Origin of the sequence: Chitinophaga sp. (assembly GCF_019236475.1) — a bacterium.
In the GTDB taxonomy this organism is placed as follows: Bacteria; Bacteroidota; Bacteroidia; order Chitinophagales; family Chitinophagaceae; genus Chitinophaga.
Genome location: NZ_JAFAIX010000004.1, coordinates 337737 through 356746, shown reverse-complemented (window position 1 = coordinate 356746; position 19010 = coordinate 337737). Strand labels below are relative to the sequence as shown.

The 19010-nt window shown below is 44.6% G+C and carries 13 protein-coding genes; 10 read left to right on the top strand and 3 right to left on the bottom strand.

Translation table 11 applies throughout. The annotated features are described in order from the left end of the window. Nucleotides 1-2: 2 nt before the first annotated feature. The 10 genes from JO154_RS05525 (at nucleotide 3) to JO154_RS05480 (ending at nucleotide 14587) form a co-directional block, all read left to right on the top strand. Nucleotides 3-2210, top strand: a complete 2208-nt coding sequence (locus JO154_RS05525) for a peptidase domain-containing ABC transporter (protein ID WP_291942661.1) — start codon at nucleotides 3-5, stop codon at nucleotides 2208-2210. Nucleotide 2211: 1 nt separating this feature from the next. Continuing rightward, nucleotides 2212-2730, top strand: coding sequence for a hypothetical protein (locus JO154_RS05520; protein ID WP_291942659.1), 519 nt, complete (start codon nucleotides 2212-2214; stop codon nucleotides 2728-2730). A gap of 18 nt (nucleotides 2731-2748) precedes the next feature. After that, nucleotides 2749-3282: a M15 family metallopeptidase gene (locus tag JO154_RS05515; protein WP_291942657.1), complete on the top strand. Its 534-nt coding sequence runs from the start codon at nucleotides 2749-2751 to the stop codon at nucleotides 3280-3282. An 18-nt stretch (nucleotides 3283-3300) separates the two neighbouring features. Further along, on the top strand, nucleotides 3301-4551 hold the full coding sequence (locus tag JO154_RS05510; RefSeq protein ID WP_291942655.1) for a hypothetical protein: 1251 nt from the start codon (nucleotides 3301-3303) through the stop codon (nucleotides 4549-4551). Continuing rightward, nucleotides 4551-6263: a biosynthetic peptidoglycan transglycosylase gene (locus JO154_RS05505; protein ID WP_291942653.1), complete on the top strand. Its 1713-nt coding sequence runs from the start codon at nucleotides 4551-4553 to the stop codon at nucleotides 6261-6263. Before JO154_RS05510 ends, JO154_RS05505 begins: the two co-directional genes overlap by 1 nt. Nucleotides 6264-6347: 84 nt before the next feature. After that, nucleotides 6348-7139 (top strand): alpha/beta hydrolase, encoded by a 792-nt coding sequence (locus tag JO154_RS05500; protein WP_291942651.1) that lies wholly within the window; start codon nucleotides 6348-6350, stop codon nucleotides 7137-7139. Between the two features lie 426 nt (nucleotides 7140-7565). Next, the gene (locus JO154_RS05495; protein ID WP_291942650.1) at nucleotides 7566-9884 is read left to right on the top strand and encodes a PSD1 and planctomycete cytochrome C domain-containing protein; all 2319 of its coding nucleotides are present in this window, start codon (nucleotides 7566-7568) and stop codon (nucleotides 9882-9884) included. A 53-nt stretch (nucleotides 9885-9937) separates the two neighbouring features. Continuing rightward, complete coding sequence (locus JO154_RS05490; RefSeq protein WP_291942648.1) at nucleotides 9938-11392, top strand: DUF1501 domain-containing protein; 1455 nt, start codon at nucleotides 9938-9940, stop codon at nucleotides 11390-11392. A gap of 13 nt (nucleotides 11393-11405) precedes the next feature. Then, the gene (locus JO154_RS05485) at nucleotides 11406-12431 is read left to right on the top strand and encodes a 6-bladed beta-propeller (RefSeq protein WP_291942645.1); all 1026 of its coding nucleotides are present in this window, start codon (nucleotides 11406-11408) and stop codon (nucleotides 12429-12431) included. Then, nucleotides 12431-14587 carry a c-type cytochrome domain-containing protein gene (locus JO154_RS05480; protein ID WP_291942643.1) on the top strand — a complete coding sequence of 719 codons (2157 nt, stop codon included), beginning with the start codon at nucleotides 12431-12433 and terminating at the stop codon, nucleotides 14585-14587. The genes JO154_RS05485 and JO154_RS05480 overlap by 1 nt, the downstream gene beginning before the upstream one ends. Before the next feature lie 134 nt (nucleotides 14588-14721). Here the strand turns inward: JO154_RS05480 and JO154_RS05475 are convergent, their stop codons facing one another. The 3 genes from JO154_RS05475 to JO154_RS05465 form a co-directional block, all read right to left on the bottom strand. Next, the gene (locus JO154_RS05475; RefSeq protein ID WP_291942642.1) at nucleotides 14722-17106 is read right to left on the bottom strand and encodes an ABC transporter permease; all 2385 of its coding nucleotides are present in this window, start codon (nucleotides 17104-17106) and stop codon (nucleotides 14722-14724) included. A 156-nt stretch (nucleotides 17107-17262) separates the two neighbouring features. After that, on the bottom strand, nucleotides 17263-17985 hold the full coding sequence (locus tag JO154_RS05470) for an SDR family NAD(P)-dependent oxidoreductase (protein WP_291942639.1): 723 nt from the start codon (nucleotides 17983-17985) through the stop codon (nucleotides 17263-17265). A 142-nt stretch (nucleotides 17986-18127) separates the two neighbouring features. After that, nucleotides 18128-19009 (bottom strand): DUF4249 domain-containing protein, encoded by an 882-nt coding sequence (locus JO154_RS05465; protein ID WP_291942637.1) that lies wholly within the window; start codon nucleotides 19007-19009, stop codon nucleotides 18128-18130. Nucleotide 19010 lies beyond the last annotated feature (1 nt).

Below are 19010 nucleotides of genomic sequence, written 5' to 3'. Positions count from 1 at the left end.
CCATGATAGGCGCTTTTAAAACATATAGACAACTAGATACGATGGACTGTGGTCCTACCTGTCTGAAAATGATTGCCAAATATTATGGCAGGGAGTATTCATTGCAGAAAATAAGGGAATATTGTTTTATCACCCGCGAAGGTGTCAATTTAAAAGGGATCAGTGAGGCGGCAGAAAAAATAGGGTTCAGAACCTACGGCGCCAAATTAACAACCGACCACCTGCTAACGGAAGTCAAACCTCCTTGCATATTACACTGGAACCAGGAACATTTTGTGGTCCTGCCGCCACAACCCAAATATGTATCCAGAAAAAAGAAAATTCTGATTGCAGATCCCGCCAGCGGCCTCATTCAGCTAACGCAGGAGCAGTTTAAGAAATCCTGGACAGGTGGCAGAGAAATGGGTATTGCATTAATCTTCGAAACCACCAACCATCTATTTGAAGCCGAAGATGATATTTCAGAAAAGGCAGGTCTGAAATTTCTGTTAAGTTATACGCGGCCTTTCAAAAAATACTTGGTGCAGATATTTCTGGGTATGCTGCTGGGAAGCCTGCTATCACTCGTTTTCCCCTTTCTGACACAAAACCTAGTAGACCTGGGCATAAACGGAAGAAATTTAAACTTCGTTTACTTGATCCTATTTGGTCAACTGGCACTATTCCTGGGTACAACCGCCATCGAGATCATCCGTAGCTGGCTGTTACTACATATGAGTGCCCGGATTAACGTTTCCATTATATCCGACTTCCTCATTAAACTGATGAAGCTCCCCATTAAATTCTTCGATGCAAAACTGATTGGCGATATCTCCCAACGCATAAACGATCATACCAGAATAGAACAATTCCTGACGGGTAGCTCCCTGAATACACTGTTTTCTATGATTAATTTCATTGTATTCGCGGTAGTACTGGGGATTTACAGCATTCCTATTCTGCTCGTGTTCCTGTTTGCAACCGCTTTGTCTGTTATATGGATACTTGTTTTCATGAAGAAAAACAAGGCGTTGGATTACGAACGGTTTAAGCACCTCGCCAATAATCAGAGTAAGCTCATTGAGATCATTTCCGGCATGCGCGACATCAAACTGAATAACGGCGAATCCAGCAATCGCTGGGAATGGGAACGTATTCAGGCCCGGTTGTTTAAAGTAAGTGTGCAAAGTCTGAACCTCAGTCAGATCCAGAACGTTGGTTCCAATTTTTTTGTGCAACTGAAAAATATCTTTATCACCTTTCTGGCAGCCAAAGAGGTAATAGATGGCCAGATTTCCCTTGGGATGATGTTGAGCATCACTTTTGTGATTGGTCAGATGAATGGCCCTATTAACCAGTTATTTCAGTTTTTAAAAAACTACCAGGATGCTAAAATTAGCCTGGAACGGTTAAGTGAAATCCATACGATCCCTAATGAAGAGCACGGCAACGACGAGTCGGTTTTTCCTGAATTAGACAGTAACAAGGCCGATTCTCCGGCCATTGAAATTAAAAACGTCAGCTTCCGGTATTCCGGTCCTTCCTCTCCATGGGTCATAAAAGATCTCTCCCTGACCATTCCTTACGGGAAAATTACCGCCATCGTAGGATCTAGTGGTAGTGGAAAAACCACCCTCATGAAATTGCTGCTGAAGTTTTACAATCCTACCGAAGGAACAATTCTGATAGATGGTACCGATGCAGAAAAAATATCCACCAAATGGTGGCGCAATCAATGTGGCGTAGTACTAACGGACGGGTATATCTTTTCCAACACAGTAGAACGAAATATAGCAGTAGAAGGAGACGTCAACCAGGAGCGACTGCAGCGGTCCATAGAAATCGCGAATATCAAGCCTTTTGTAGACAACCTGCCGCTGGGCGTGCATACCAAACTGGGGAACGCGGGGAATGGCATCAGTTCAGGACAAAGGCAGCGCCTACTCATTGCCAGAGCTGTCTATAAAAATCCAAAATTCATTTTCCTGGATGAAGCCACCAATACGCTGGATGCCAATAATGAAAAAACGATCATGAAAAATTTAAATCAGTTTTTCAAAAACAGAACCGTTATCATTATTGCGCACCGACTCAGTACCGTAAAAAGCGCAGATCAGATCATCGTACTGGAAGACGGAAAAATTGCCGAAGTAGGCAATCATGATGCCCTGTCAGCGAAAAAGGGCAGATATTATGAACTTGTAAAGAATCAACTGGAACTTGGTCAATAATATGGAACACAATAACGATCATACCACTTCGCATTATCCCGATTATTATGATGATGTAAACGAAGATATCATTGGCAGACCTCCCAGAAAAATATTGCTCTGGGCCAATCTCGTGATTGGCGCCATATTCCTTTGTTGCTTTATCGCCAGTATTTTCATAAAATCACCTTATAAAATCAATAGTATAATCAACAGGATAGTGTCGGAAAATGGAAGCTTCGTGGCTGATTCCTGGGTATCTCCGCATGACCTGAAGAAAATAAAAGTGGGTCAAAAGATCCAAATAAACTTAGACCATTATCCTGCGGAAGAATATGGATGTATAGAGGGCCGTGTAGCTGCCAGACTTGGTGGCGGAAAGAACAATCTCTATTTGGTCAGAATAGCATTGACAAATGGTTTGGTAACAGACAAAGGTCTAAAAATTGACACGTCCTATCAATTGCAGGGGCATGGAGAAATCATCGTGTATGAGAAAAGTTTACTCAAAACCCTCATTGGAAAAAATCTGCATCTTTAACACTTTACCTGAAATATAATGCTGGATCTGCTTACAGATGAATTTGGTGCTATCGCCGAAAAAGTGTTGGAAAATTGCCGGCAACAGGGAATCATCATGATCCCCTATGAAAAGCTGCGCACACCTGCTATTCAGGCGAACTACTGGAAAACAGGAAGGCAGGAAACGGACATCCAGGAAACCCGTAAACGACTATTACAGGAAAACTGTCAGTTTCTGTTGGCCTGCATAGATAACGGGAAACCCCTCCAGCGCGATAAACAACTGACCAATGCCCTACCGGGAAACTCCTGGCACCAATGGGGAGAAGCCATGGACTGCTATTGGCTGTACAACGGCCAAAAAATATGGGATATCAACTACCTGGATGCCGATGGCAGAAATGGTTATAAAGTGTATGCAGAAGAAGCACAAAAACTCGGACTGGAAGCGGGTTATTTCTGGAAAAGCTTTCCCGATGGCGTACATATTCAGTTGAGAAAGGAATCTTCGCCGCTGGCCAGCTATTCCTTAAAAACAATTAATGACCTCATGGAAGCCTATTTTTCTTAACCTGTAAATCGCCGCATCATGGAACCTATGCATCAAATCCCGGTATTTGCCATCAACCTGAAAAAACGACCGGAACGAAAAGAACATATCACCGCTGAATTTGTCGGCAGGGATGAATTTCAACTGGAAGTGGTAGCGGCCATCGAAGAAGAGAATGGAAGAATGGGATTATGGAAGACGATACACCAGGTGGTTAGCCATATGAAAGCCATGGACATGGATTATGGAATAATCTGTGAAGACGATCATTACTTTACCACCAATTACTCCCACACACTACTACAGGATACCATCTGGAAATGCCAGTTATTACAGGCAGATGCCCTGCTAGGAGGTGTTAGTTGGTTCCAGGGCTTTGTTCCTGTAACAGAAAAACTATGCTGGATAGAAAGATTTACAGGTTTGCAATTTTGTGTGGTATTCAAAAAATTTTACGATCAGATACTGGATGCCAGCTTCACGGCGAGCGATGCTGCTGATTTGAAATTTTGGGAAATATCAGAAAAAATATTTCTCCTGCATCCATTTATTTCAAAACAAAAAGAATTTGGCTATTCAGATACTACTGAAAGAAATAATGAACCAGGCGCGGTAACGAGGCATTTTCAGCGAATTTCAGCAGAGATTGCTAGCCTTTCCACACTCAGTACGTACTATCAGCAGCTAGGGAGTCGTCACGAAAAGGCACCTATCACGAATATAGAAGAGCCATTTAAACTCCCGGTACTGACCATAGAACCGGCATCCAATAAGGGATGTCCTGCATATATTACAGATCTGAATGCCATTCCTGCTACCAATCTGCATCAACGCATTACCCAGATAATTCAGCAAGGGTTGGAATGCTTTATCATAGCCAGAGCGCCATTTAATTTCCTTACCGATGCCGAATTAGGGTATTTGTTATCCAATATCAGAGAAGCCGCAGAGGAAGGAGCCGATTGTTTATGTATAGGCTGTGCAGACTTTGGACAGTCATTTCCCATTACCAGCCACCGGTTTTGGATAAGCTCCTTTTCCAGCGCATCATTGCTGGTAATATTTCCATCTTTTTATGAATCGCTGTTGCAGATGGAAGATAGAATCACCCCAGACAACCTGGACTATTTGCTATCAAAACAGACTATCTACAAAATGCTGTTGATGCCTGTAACCACGGTGCTTAGTAATTCTCCGGGCAAAGAAGACAGGAAGGGAGCGAACAGAATCCATGTTATTCGACGGGCATTCGATCAATTAGCAGTACATAAGGAAAAATTATCCATCTGATGAAAGTACTGCAGCCAATATTCCAAAAGCTTATTCATAAATTGATCCCGTCCCGCATACAGGTGCGTTACAATAGGATCAGGTATCGCTTCCCAGGCAAAGTAATATTACGGGAGGCCTGTATTGCCTTCAATACGTGGCAGACCAACATCGATATCGTAGAGATAACAGTCAACAATCCCATACTGATGCTGCTTGCAAGGAAACGATTCCGTATTACAGGCGTAAAATGCGGTAACGTGGAAATCATGCAACAACCTGCGCAACAAGCAACAGCAATGGACCAGCGGACTTCGCGTCTCCCTAAAAAAAATTTTATCGCGCTTATCCATTTCTGCTTAAATCGATACTTCCAGCCATCCACCTGTATTGAACTGAATAAATTAACCTGGAAATCCTTCATCCTGCAGCAATTGAGCGTAAGGAATCATGTGTTCCAATTTAATTTCCTGTTTCGGAATGAAAAACTATATTTCAAAGGAGACATGATACCTTCGAACAATGCCATTACCATAAAAGGAAACGCACATATCGACGGTGACTATATCCATGCAGAAAACATGGATATAACAAGTATACTACAGCATAGCAGTGAGCAACTGTTACTGAAATATACGCTGGACGGCCGGGGGCTTACCTGTCATACCCGCAAACTATCTCCCACCCCGATATCTATCGCTGGTTTTCACCTGGAAGATCAGGTAAAAATTGATCAAACTACTATTGAAAATGATATGAATATCGTGATAGGTGATATGCCTGTTAAGATATCCAATACGCTTACCTATGCTGCATCAAAAGTATTGAATGCCGTTTTTGCCACCCGACTGGACAAATCAACGTTAGCCTGGATATTGCCCTATCTCAGCACTGACATTAAAAATATACAATATGAAGGAGGCATTACCCTTATCGCTAATCTGGGACTGAATTTAGATAATATACTCGGCCATAAATTTGATGTATTCATACAGGACTATGATTTTAAAGCGGGAGATTTAGCGGCTTTAAAGCTGGATCGGTTAAATTATCCCTTCTCGCAGTTGGTATTCAAGGATGGATTGGCCGTCAGAAAGCTGCGGGTAAAAAATGGTTATTTTAATAAGTATGAGCAGGCAGACACGTATCAACTGTTAAGAAAGATTATTATATTCTGCGAAGATCCGTCATTTCTTCACCACAAAGGCGTAGATCCCTATTTTATTGGCCGGTCTATTGTTACCAATTTGAAGGAAAAAAAATTCTCCCGGGGCGGCAGTACCATCACGATGCAATTAATCAGGAATCTATTCCTCGCAGCAGATAAATCCCTGGTCAGAAAATTTGAAGAAGTGTTAATCAGCTTATTACTGGAAAATCATGCAGGAGTAACGAAATCACGTATCCTGGATATTTATTTGCAAATAGTGGAGTTCGGTCCGAATATTTACGGCATAAAAGAGGCCGCCAATTACTATTTTGGGAAGCAGTTGGATGAACTGCATGCAGTGGATTGTATTGTGCTCACCTATATTTTACCACGTCCTGTTTATTTCAATGATGCTTTGTTAATCCGATCCCAGCAATTACAGGTGAATCTATCGACCTATTGCAGGAATATTTCCAATTTTCTACAACAAAATGGTATCCTCACCGCAAAGGCTTATAACACCTTACCGAAGCAGGTGGTATTCTCAAAAAGATGGGAAAATTTCACCGTTGAAATTGAGTAGATAAAAATCACAGCGTCCAGGACTATGATTTTTTATTGTATGTTTAACTATATCTTGCAACTTAAAGCCATAAAAAAATAGCGAATGGCCAACTGGCAAACCCGTGTCTGCGAAGCAAACAACATACATATACACTACACCAGCACCGGAGGTAACAAACCACCTGTCATCCTACTCCATGGCTTAATGACGGATGGTTTATGCTGGACGCCACTAGCACGTGAACTGGAAAAAGACTATGATGTGATCATGCCGGATGCTAGAGGGCATGGCCAATCCAGTGTCCCCGACGTTGGATACCAATATGCAGATCTGGCCAATGATGTTATTGGTTTGATAAATGTATTGAGACTTCAAGCTCCCATGCTGATCGGGCACTCTATGGGTGGCATGACGGCCGCTGTAGTGGCCGCCCACAAACCAAATCTACTCCGCGGTGTAATATTAGCTGATCCTACATTTCTGAGTCCACAAATGCAGCAGACAGTACACGAAAGTGATATTGCAGATCAACATCAACAGATGCTAGAAAAGCCCCTGGAAGAAGTAATGGCTGCCGCACGCGCAAGGCATCCTCATCGCTCAGCGGAGCTCATTGAGCTGTACTCAAAAGCACGATTGCAAACCAGTATGAAAGCGTTTGAGGTGCTCACGCCACCTAATCCTGATTTTAAGCAGTTAGTGCGTAAAATCAATATCCCAAGTTTATTGGTATTGGGCGATAAGGGCGTGGTTACATCTGTTGTTGCAGAAGAATTACAGCAGTTGAACCCTGGGATGCAAATAGCACAAATCGCGGAAGCGGGACATAGTTTGCATATAGACCAAGCAGCGCGGTTTACGGCTATTGTCAAGCATTTCCTGGGTGCAATATGAGATCAATTACCCAGAGGCATACTGGAAGAAGATACTATTTCCACATCTGCATATTTCCACGCTTCTTCAAACGCCGCCTTCACCTTCTTTGCTTCCTTATCTTTTTCCTGCGCGATTAACGCTTAATATTACCCCATCCCCCCATAAAGCCACATCATTCCCTGGTGAAACTAGATATCAGTTTTTACCGTTCTTCAAAAAAATTACCACCACCCATGGATTTGCAATTAGAAACACTATATTTGAATATGTTCATACATATGAATATATAGTTGGTTAGCTAAAACAGCAAAGAAAGCATCGATCAAAATCAAAATAGCATAACTCTCCAAGCATTTGGTGTAGAGTATAGAATAGTATTGTATAGTATAGGGAGACGAGTGCCATCCGGATTTAAGTGAACAATTGTATATCCGAAATAATATTATGTTCCAACGTTATGTAAATGCTGCCGCGTGCATCATTACCCTCTTTACGGCCTGCAACCATCCCGATGCACAGGAGCAGTCGTCTGAAAAGATGCCTGAAATAGTGGATTATAACTTCCACATACGGCCGATACTGTCCGACAAATGCTTCGCCTGTCATGGCCCCGATGCCAACAAACGCGAAGCGGGATTACGCCTGGATATTGGAGACAGCGCCTACAAAGCATTGAAAGATGCGCCCAATATGCATGCCCTGGTGCCTGGCAATCCCATGGCTTCAGCAGTATACCAACGCATCAGCTCTACGGACACTTCCATGCGCATGCCACCACCAGCAAGCAATTTGACACTCAGCAGTTTTGAAGTGAAACTCATTGAAAAATGGATCAAACAAGGCGCTAAATACAAACCGCACTGGGCGTTTGTTTTACCGGTATCGCCTGCGCTACCTACGGTAACAGACCGCAAATGGGCCCGCAACGCGATCGACTTTTTCACGCTAGCAAAGATGTCGGAGAAAGGTCTTGCTCCCAATCCTGTTGCGGATCATGAACGCTTGTTGAAACGTCTTAGTCTTGATCTCACCGGCCTACCTCCCACCCTTGAACGCATGGAGCGCTTTGCGAAAGATACCAGCGACAAAGGGTATGAACGAATGGTAGACGAACTGCTACAAGACAGCGCCTATGGCGAGAAAATGGCTGTTCACTGGATGGACGTAGCCCGCTATGCAGATTCCCACGGCTACCAAGACGATAACTACCGGAGCATGTGGCCTTGGCGCGACTGGGTAATTCATGCTTTTAACACTAACCTTTCCTATAAAGATTTTGTGACCTGGCAAATAGCCGGAGATATGATCCCCAATGCCACCCGCGAACAACTGTTGGCCTCTGGGTTCAATCGCAACCACAAAATCACGGAAGAAGGCGGCGTTATTGATGAAGAATACCGCATCGAATATGTAACCGACCGCACCAATACCTTCGGGAAAAGTTTATTAGGTGTCACTATTGAATGCGCGCACTGCCACGACCATAAGTATGATCCCTTCTCACAGAAAGAATATTACCAACTGTTTGCCTTCTTTAACAATGTGAAAGAAGTAGGACTGGAATCTACTGTAGGAGGGCCGGAAACATACGCTAAAAAGCCTTTTATGGAGATCACTAAAGAGGATCTTCAAGGGATACTCCACTTTCTCAACAAACAGGATACGGCCAGATTAATCGTATCCATCATGGGCGAAAGAGATACAGCGAGAAAGACATTTGTTTTAGGCCGTGGCAACTACGATAATCCCACTATTGAAGTGACACCTGGTACACCGCATGCCATTTTACCTTTTAGCACAGCTAGCTATCCGGCCAACAGGTTGGGGCTCGCCAAGTGGCTATTCGACGCTAAGAACCCACTTACTGCTCGTGTAATGGTAAACCAAGTATGGCAGGAATTTTTTGGTAGAGGGATCGTAAAGAGCACAGGAGATTTTGGCATGCAGGGAGATTTGCCTACCAACCCTGCGCTACTCGATTGGCTGGCAGTGGATTTCGAGCAACATGGCTGGAACATCAAAAGATTAGTAAAACAATTGGTGATGTCTGCTACCTATCGTCAATCGGCGGTGGTCACGAAGGAGAAGCTAAAGGCAGATCCAGAGAATATATACCTGTCCAGAGGACCACGTTTCCGCCTACCAGCAGAAACAGTGCGCGATCTTGTGTTACAAAGCAGTGGCCTACTGGTACATGAGGTGGGAGGTCCCAGTGTAAAACCTTATCAGCCTAAAGGCTTATGGGAACAAGCCACTTCTGGCCGCGGACAGTTGAGTACCTACCGCCAGGATCATGGCCAAAGTCTTTACCGTCGCGGGCTCTATACCTTCATCAAAAGAACGGTACCACCACCATCGATGATGATATTCGATGCCAGCAATCGTGATCAATGCGAAGTAAAACGCTCCACCACCAATACGCCACTACAGGCGCTCATGATGCTCAATGATCCAACGGTATTGGAAGCATCGAGAGTATTGGCCTCCCGACTAATACAACAAGGTGGTAGCACAGAGCAACATATACAACAGGCCTTTCACCAGATCGTTTGCCGCACTCCACAAACGCAAGAAACCGCGCTCTTGCTCAAATACTTTGAACAACAACAAGCATATTATAAAAAGGAACCGGCTAATGCTGCCAAACTGTTGAACCATGGAGAATACCCGATGGCAACCAACCTGGATCAAGCCTCCTGGGCAGCTATGATGCAAGTGATCACCACCATTTATAACATGGAAGAAACACTATCCAAAACATAGACGGGCGATGATAATATCCGCTTCACCATCATTCTCTCTTAAAAAATGACACGATGAAAAACGAATTCATGGAGCATCACCTGAATATGAACCGCCGGAAATTCTTGTCGCGGCTCAGTTTAGGTATCGGTAGCGTGGCACTTGGGTCATTGCTCATCCCCGACCTTTTCGGGAAAAGCAATGCCAATGAAGCGCCCTTCATCCCCGGTATACCACACTTTGCTCCCAAAGCTAAAAGAATCATTTACTTGTTCCAGAATGGCGCGCCCTCTCAGTTAGAGAGCTTCGACTACAAACCTAAGCTGCGAGAGATGATGGGCCAGGACCTACCGGCATCCATTCGCATGGGACAACGATTGACAGGCATGACCGCAGGACAGACCTCCTTTCCGCTGGTAGGCTCTTACTATGATTTCAAGCAATACGGAGAAGCCAGGGCATGGGTCAGCGATCTCTTTCCACACACGGCGCAAATCGTAGATGATATCTGCATCGTTCGGTCCATGTTTACCGAAGCAATTAACCACGATCCGGCCCTTACCTTCTTCCAAACAGGCGCACAACAGGGAAACCGCGCCAGCTTTGGTTCCTGGATGAGTTATGGCCTCGGTAGTGAAAATAAAAATCTCCCTGCTTTCTGTGTATTGTTATCACGTGGTAAAGGCAATGGACAAGGCGTATATTCCAAACTCTGGTCCAACGGCTTCCTAGATAGTATCCACCAAGGCGTGCAATTCAGCAGCGGCGATAACCCGGTATTGTATCTCAACAATCCTGAAGGTATCAATATGGCTAACCGCCGTCAGATGCTCGACCAGTTGGCTGCACTGAATGATCAGTCGTACAAAGATTTTGGTGATCCCGAAATCAATACCAAGATCCAGCAATATGAGATGGCGTATCGTATGCAAACAGCGGTACCAGAGCTTACTGATCTCTCCAAAGAATCGGATGATATCATCAAGATGTATGGGCCGGAATGCCTTGTTCCTGGAACTTTTGCGGCCAATTGCCTGCTGGCAAGAAAGCTCTCCGAAAGTGGGGTACGTTTCGTACAACTCTATCACCAAGGATGGGATCAACATGGCAACCTCCCGAATGAAATGGCAGGCCAAGCAAAGGATGTAGACCGCGCCTCCGCGGCACTCATCACCGATCTCAAACAACGCGGACTCCTCGATGAAACACTCGTCATATGGGGTGGTGAATTTGGCAGAACGAACTATTGCCAGGGTAAAATGACCGCCGAAAACTACGGCCGCGATCATCACCCACGCTGCTTTTCCATCTGGATGGCCGGCGGTGGCGTAAAACCAGGCATCGTTTACGGTGAAACCGACGAGTTCGGCTACAATATTGTGAAAGATCCTGTTCACGTACACGATTTCCACGCCACTGTATTACACCTCATGGGACTAGACCATGAAAAACTTACATTCAAACACCAAGGCCGACGTTACCGCCTCACGGACGTTGCCGGAAAAGTTTTACCAGGGCTAATGGCCTAAAATTAAAGTATTAATGGAGAGAAGAAAATTCATACAGGCATCCACGTTAGTTGCCGCCTCATTTTATATTTCCCGTGATCTCTTTGCTCGTCCGAAAGGCCCTGTATATGGCCACCAGGGCATGCGTTATACGCTGGATACCCGCTGGGGTAACCTGGATAGTAGTCGGCATCCGGTGAAAGACTGTCATGAAATGGTACAAGACCAGAAAGGACGTATCATCCTGCTCACCAATGAAACAACAAACAATGTCCTTATTTACAATAAATCCGGTAAGCTGTTAGACTACTGGGGCCATGAGTTTCCAGGTGCACACGGTCTTACACTCTCCAATGAAAATGGTACGGAATACCTCTTCATCACGGATACAGAAAAGCACCAGGTATATAAAACCACCATGGATGGCAAAATCCTCATGACGATAGACTATCCCGCGGAAACTGGGCTGTACAAAAAGAAAGAGGAATTTGTCCCTACTGAAACTACCATCGCAGAGAATGGAGATATCTACATTGCAGATGGTTATGGTGCACAGTATATCCTGCATTATGATCGCAATGGTAAACTGCTGCATACTTTTGGCGGTCGTGGAGAAGGAGATGCACATCTAGATAATGCGCATGGTATCTGTATCGACCGCCGTCAGGGAGATCCCACGCTGCTGGTAACAGACCGTACCCGCAATTGTTTTAAGCGTTTCAGCATGAGTGGCCAGTTACAGGAAGTGATATCGCTACCAGGTGCTTGTGTATGTCGTCCGGTGATTAAGGGCGATCATCTCTATGCGGCCGTATTACGCTCTCCAGATATGGGTGTCAATGGCAGTGGCTTTGTTACCATTCTCGATAAAAACAACAAGGTAATATCCAATATTGGCGGTACTGCACCTGTGTATAAAAACCAGCAGTTACAACCGATGCAGCAAGCGGAGAAAATCTTCGTGCATCCACATGATGTTTGTGTAGATAACGATGAGAACCTATACGTGGCGCAATGGGCTGCTGGGAAAGTGTATCCATATAAACTCAGGAGGGTATAATGAAATGGAATCGTATCCGCTGGCAGGAGGTTTGCAGCCAACTCCTATTCGCCACAAATATATTTGCACTGGTTTTATTTGTTGCCGGCAGTAGCATCGTAGCGCCAGCATGGTTACAAGTGTTGGGGCGCATGCATCCTCTGGTACTGCATTTTCCTATCGTATTGCTAATACTGGGTAGTCTGCTACTGTTTATACCATTACGGGAGCCGGAGGCCAATCGCTGGAAGATACAGTTTACTTCCTGGCTCTTGCTCGCGGCAGCACTCAGTACAGCCGTTACCGTGATCATGGGATTACTACTTGCGAGGGAAGGTGGTTATACAGATGATGGCCATATACAATGGCATAAATGGGGAGGAATGGCGGTATTATGGGCCGCGTCTGCCTTATACTGGCTACGCAATACCTCAAAGTCGTGGCTGCCGAAAATAAGCGCGGTAGTAACAGTTATCCTGGTAATCGTAACTGGTCATTTCGGTGCTGATATCACACATGGCAATAATTTCGTACTGGCGCCAGTGACGCCTCCCACGCCTATGGTACCTCTGGAAAAGGCATTGGCCTACGAGCATCTCGTGAAGCCCATCCTACAAGAGAAGTGTATGAACTGCCACAATGCAGGGAAAGCAAAGGGCGGATTATCCATGGAATTACCACAGCAATTGCTAGCCGGTGGCAAAAGTGGGAAGCTGTTCATTCCTGGTAATCCAGATATTAGTCTCCTAATAGAGCGATTACATCTTCCTGCTGAAGATAAAAAGCATATGCCTCCCGCTGGTAAGCCGCAGCTCACCAATGAAGAAGCAGCCCTGATTTATTACTGGATTAAAGGAGGCGCAGACTTCAAAAAAATGGTGGTATCGCTGCCAGCGCATGATAGTCTGCGATTACTCGCCACTGCACGTTTGCAGTCCGCAGGTTCTGAGGAGCCAGTGTATGATTTCTCCCCTGCAGATGAAAAACTAGTACAGCAGTTGAGTAACAACTACCGTGTCGTATATCCGATAGCGTTACATGCAGCACCGTTGGTTGCAAACTGGTATAACAAAGATAAGTTCAACATCCAATCTGTTGTGGATCTATTGAAAGTTAAAGAGCAGCTCATAGAGATGCATTTACAGAAGATGCCGGTAAAGGACGCAGATTTGGAAGTAATATCGCAATTTAAAGCGTTACGCGTACTTAATTTGAGCTTTACAAATATTACAGGACAGACATTGGCACAACTGGCCAAATTGCCTCATCTGCGCAGTCTTTCTGTATCAGGCACACCAGTTACTGCACAACAGCTCATGTATCTCAAATCCGCACCGGCATTAAAAGAGTTATATGTATGGAATACGGGCCTTTCCCCTGCGGATATCCAGCAGTTACAAAAGAATTTCCCGCAGGCCACGCTGGTGAAAGGCTTCACCAATGAAAAGGGGGAACAATTAAAACTAAATCAGCCTACGCTACTCAATCCTGTTGCTGTTTTCCGGAATAGTATGCAACTAAAACTGCAGCATCCGGTGAAAGGAGTAGCTATTCGTTACACTACAGATGGCAGTGCCCCCGACAGCTTGCAATCTCCCATATTTAAGGATAGTTTGCTGATTACGAGTAACACCACCATCCGCGCTATTGCTTGCAAGCCAGGATGGTATGCCAGCGATCCTATTCAGTTCTCGTTGTCCAAAACTACTTTCACACCAGACAGCGTCCAACTGGTCAACCAGCCAGAAGGTGCTTACATCGCCAATGGCAGTAATACATTGATCGATGGGCAAAAAGGTGGAACAGATTACGGTAATGGTAAGTGGCTCGGCTATACGAAAAATGGATTTGAAGCTATTATAAGATTCCATCAACCTATACCATTGCAATCAGTGACGATAGGTACATTGCGGAATGTAGGGTCATATATCTTCCTACCACATCAGGTGGAAATATGGGGTGGCAGCGATCCCCAGCACTTGAAATTACTGAAGAAGATTACGCCTCCTGCTGCTCAAAAAGACGACCCAGTTATGGCGATGGATATCGATTGCACTTTTGCCTCCACACAGGTATCTTGTATGAAGATAATGATCACACCGACCATTATCCCTTCCTGGCATCCCGGCAAAGGCAAGCATGCCTGGGTGTTTGTGGATGAATTGCTTTTCAACTAATAAAAAAGAGCTGTATCAAAAAAACAGCATTGAAGTCTGCGACTTCAATGCTGTTTTTTATTTTTTTAGTCGTCCCTGCCCGCCGGGCAGGGACGACAGGTAGAAGAGGTTTACCTTGACTAGACTTTCGTTCATCAAGATTCCTGCCTGAGCGTATTCGCCGGGTTTATATGGGCGGTACGATATACTTGGACGCCTATTGTCATTATCCCAACCAAGGCCAGACTACCCAGACATCCCATATAGACGCCGATACCAGGCGTAGCATGATAGGTAAAAATCCGCAGAAACAATGAGCCGAGGAACATGCCCAAAGGAAGTCCAATCACCACCGCAATCAGCATCAGTTTCACAAAGCCCCAAGATAAAAGCCGCATCAGTTGCCCGATCCCTGCTCCCATTATTTTCCGAATCACCACTTCTTTCGCTCTTTTTTCTGTGCTATGGGTTACTACCCCCAGCATTCCTAAAGAAGCAATTACAAATACTATGAAGATGATCACTGCATTCAGCTTCATGTCTTCATTTTCCATATATCTTTCATAGAGCTGACGCTCATACCAGTTGTATAGAAATGGTTCGAAAGGGTATACTCGCTTCCAGATTTTTTGTAGAGACGCGATTACCGCGTCCTGCTGTGCGCCCTCTTGTACAAGTAACGACACCGTTTTAAATGCAGCAGGATCATACTGCAATACGAGTGGTGTAACCGGCATCTCATAGCGCATGAAATTGAAATTCTTTACTACACCAGCAATAATGACTTCATTACTATCCAACATCATTGTCTGGCCAATACTAGCTTTCGGTTCCGTAATTCCGAGCGACTGCACCGCTTTTTCATTGAGCACTACAAAGTGCCCTTTGGAGGTATCCACATTGTTTTCCGGCAGATTATTGCCTGCAACAAAAGTAAGCTTCATGTTACGGATAAAGGCCGCATCTACCGAATAGGTGAATGCTTGCAGTTGGTCCATTCCTGCTTTAGCACGAGCATCCCGGGTAATATTAACACGTCCAGCAGATTCGTTCAAAGGGGCAGAAGTAGCGCCTATACTGTTAACGGTAGACAACTTAGCTATCTCATTATGCAACAAGGGATAGTTACCTGCATCCGGCAACGGGATATTCAACACATTTTTCCGGTTAAAGTTTTTATTATCCGTAGCCATGTAACGGAACTGGCTATTCATAATACCCGTTCCCACCATAAACACCAGGGACACTACAAATTGAATAACAATCAGCCCTTTGCGGAAGCCAATCTTGCCAAATCCAACAGGTCCCAAGGCTCCCTTAAGAATAGCAACCGGTTTTGCAGCAGACATGATACGAGCAGGAGCTGCACCTGCTATCAGTCCTGTAAATAGCGTAAAACTTATAAAGGACAGCCATAAAAGATAAGGATGTTGCACCTCCCAGACTAACCACCGGGCATGGATAAACGATTTCATGGAATACAATCCCAACACCCCTATTATCAGTGCGCAAAAGGCAATGAGGACACTTTCTATCAGGAACTGCATCACCAATTGCCAGCGTGCGGCGCCAGCCACCTTGCGCACACCCACTTCTCGCGTTCTACTCAAAGATCTTGTCAGTGTAAGATTGATATAATTAAATATTGCTAGAGAGATAATCACCAACACCATGATCATATTCACCAGTATCTTGAACCAAGGTTCTACACCAGGATTATTCTGCAGTCCCTTGTAGTCGGGGGAAATATCACTCAGCAACTGGCCTTGAAAGTGGAGATCCTTCACACCAGTATAATCCACTTGTTTTCTGTTATCGGCCCTTACTTGCGCCAGCATATGGTCTAATTGTGCTGGAGGAGTTCCTTTGTGCAACAACACATACGTATATGCGTTATAGTTTAACCAATCCTGCTGTGCTTGTTCAGTATTCAGCAAAGGATAAGTAGCCATAGAGACTACGATGTCTGCATCCAGGTGAGACTGTTTTGGCCCCAATGGTGCGAACACGCCCGTAACGGTGAAGGTACCACCATCTTTTTGCACTAGTGTTTTCCCAATCGGGTCATCATTACCAAAGAATCGCTCCGCAGTTTCATGGGACAGCACTACTGTATAGGGCGCTATGGCCGGTTGGCCTTTTTCCAGGGGGAAGTTGAAGATTTTATAATAACCGGGGCTTACATAATGCCCCCATGCCGACAATGATTTCACTCGGGTACTGAAATTCCCTCCAAAACCACGAATAACCTGCGCTACCTCTTCCACACTGCTCTGCTCCTGCAATAATTTATTTGCTAGCGGCATCGGGGAGCTAGCAAAAGCATACGTTTTGCCATCCGCATTAGTAACGTCTGATATAATACGATAAGTACGATCCGGATAAGGGTGAAATCCATCTTTCTCAAAACTACTTTGCAACTGGATAAGGATCAAGAGGCAGATAGCCATGGCGAGGCCCAAACCAATAACATTGATCAGTGAGAACAACCGATGTTTCCATAGGTTGCGCCACGCTATTTTAAAGTAATTTCTTAGCATTGTTACGGACTTTAATGGAATATCCTTGCCAAAGAAAATGCCCTTGTGTAAGTTAATTTAAATCCATTGATTAGAAATTAAATTTAAGCTTATATGTTCATTAGTAGTACAATTGGATGTTCAGATTTGGACAATGGATATTAGGGCACTATCACCCTATGGCAATCTGGCCGCGAGTTTTTCAGGCATATACTTTAATACCTGGTGAATAAACTTCCACTTGATGCCTGGTACAATCGTGAATCGACTACCGGCATTTACAATGGCGCGGGCTATAAACGAAGGTTGCATTAACAAGGACGCTGGGAGCTCAAGTCCGGCAGTCATCTTACTACGGATATATCCTGCGACAATCACATTCACAATTACCTTTCTGGGGAATAAATATTGCCTTAGTCCCGCCAAATACTGCGTAAATGCTGCTTTCGTACTGCCATAAACGAAGTTACTTTTACGCCCCCGTACTCCGGAAAGGGAGGATAGTCCGATAATCCTTTCCAAATGGTCATTATCACTATCTTTTATAATTAGGTTGATAATAGACACTGCACCGGCATAGTGTACCTGCATCATCCGATAACTGCCCTCCCAGTCTACCAATGCCTGCTCATTCGTTACCTGAAAACCAGCCGCATATACTACAATATGTGGCTTGGAAGGCAACCCAGCATAGAATTTACCGTGTTCTTCAAAAGCAGTGGCATCAAAGTAACAGATAGTCAGCCGATTTACGGGGGCATTCCTCGCTTCCATAAACGAGGCTATCTCCGCAGTGCTACGAGACGCAGCTATCACCTGATATCCTTTTTCGAGATACAATAAAATGGCTTCTTTTGCTACATCGGAATTGGCGCCGAGTACCAGAACAGTTTTGGGCATATACAAAGTTATGGGAGCTAAAAATAGGGAATTAGATCAGGATATAGTGGCCATCTCTTAAAAATTAATAACCATCTCACTCAAAAACGAAAAACCTGCGACCAGCGCAGGTTCTAAGTTAAAAACCAAAATAAAAAAATATCTATGGGGTAATTACATATTCCTGTATGGCCATCCCGCCAACAATCCCCAAGCCATTTTGAATATTACTATAAACGATTACTTTTTCTGACAAGGGGTCCTCATTTTTTAGTCGTGCCATAAAGCTGCTATACAAATAACTGTAGCTGCTGTAGGTGAGGGAAGTGACTTCCACTATTAATTTCTTAAACTCGCCCCCTCGGCCAGTGATGAAATTAAAACGAGAGCTGCGGCCATCGAAAAGGGCATCATCTGTATAGAATTCCGAGTGGTTATCCTTGTTGAAGATGCCATCTTGCAACTCCCCCGTTTTGAAATCCACTGACACTTTAAAGGTTTGTGGGTTACCGCCATTACTATCCGTGAACGTAGCTAATTCGTAAAACCTTATCCGGTAGTAATTCTTTTCTCCAGGTTTATCTTTCAGCACTACCGATATATTCCCTTTGGAGCCCCAACCTTCCGTGTTGGCCACCAACTTGATACTCATTTCACCAACACCTGCTTGCTCCGGTATAACATCACTCCCTTCCACGTCTTCATAACCCGGCACAGTAGCTACCACGCGGTATTTTGATCCCACCTGCGCCTTAACGGTCCCTTTATAGTAAGTTCTAGCATCGAAGTTGAACGGACTCAAGTATTCCTTGAAGATGCCATCCTCATATAGTTTCAACGATGCTGCTGCTGGCTCTGGAAATCCCCCAAAGGCGGAACTGCGACTGGAAAGTGTGACGTGCGCAACGATCAGACTATCTTTACTCATTAGTAAATTGAGCACCGGCTTATTGGCCTCTTCAGGCAAATCTATTATCACTGATTTTTTACAGCCACAGACAACGATTATCAGTAACAATGGTAGTAGCAATAATTTTGTTTTCATC

What these genes read in the sequence shown, in the direction of transcription:
- JO154_RS05525 (WP_291942661.1), top strand. Translation starts at nt 3, where the DNA reads ATGATAGGCGCTTTTAAAACATATAGACAACTAGATACGATGGACTGT.
- JO154_RS05520 (WP_291942659.1), top strand. Translation starts at nt 2,212, where the DNA reads ATGGAACACAATAACGATCATACCACTTCGCATTATCCCGATTATTAT.
- JO154_RS05515 (WP_291942657.1), top strand. Translation starts at nt 2,749, where the DNA reads ATGCTGGATCTGCTTACAGATGAATTTGGTGCTATCGCCGAAAAAGTG.
- JO154_RS05510 (WP_291942655.1), top strand. Translation starts at nt 3,301, where the DNA reads ATGGAACCTATGCATCAAATCCCGGTATTTGCCATCAACCTGAAAAAA.
- JO154_RS05505 (WP_291942653.1), top strand. Translation starts at nt 4,551, where the DNA reads ATGAAAGTACTGCAGCCAATATTCCAAAAGCTTATTCATAAATTGATC.
- JO154_RS05500 (WP_291942651.1), top strand. Translation starts at nt 6,348, where the DNA reads ATGGCCAACTGGCAAACCCGTGTCTGCGAAGCAAACAACATACATATA.
- JO154_RS05495 (WP_291942650.1), top strand. Translation starts at nt 7,566, where the DNA reads ATGTTCCAACGTTATGTAAATGCTGCCGCGTGCATCATTACCCTCTTT.
- JO154_RS05490 (WP_291942648.1), top strand. Translation starts at nt 9,938, where the DNA reads ATGAAAAACGAATTCATGGAGCATCACCTGAATATGAACCGCCGGAAA.
- JO154_RS05485 (WP_291942645.1), top strand. Translation starts at nt 11,406, where the DNA reads ATGGAGAGAAGAAAATTCATACAGGCATCCACGTTAGTTGCCGCCTCA.
- JO154_RS05480 (WP_291942643.1), top strand. Translation starts at nt 12,431, where the DNA reads ATGAAATGGAATCGTATCCGCTGGCAGGAGGTTTGCAGCCAACTCCTA.
- JO154_RS05475 (WP_291942642.1), bottom strand. Translation starts at nt 17,106, where the DNA reads ATGCTAAGAAATTACTTTAAAATAGCGTGGCGCAACCTATGGAAACAT.
- JO154_RS05470 (WP_291942639.1), bottom strand. Translation starts at nt 17,985, where the DNA reads ATGCCCAAAACTGTTCTGGTACTCGGCGCCAATTCCGATGTAGCAAAA.
- JO154_RS05465 (WP_291942637.1), bottom strand. Translation starts at nt 19,009, where the DNA reads ATGAAAACAAAATTATTGCTACTACCATTGTTACTGATAATCGTTGTC.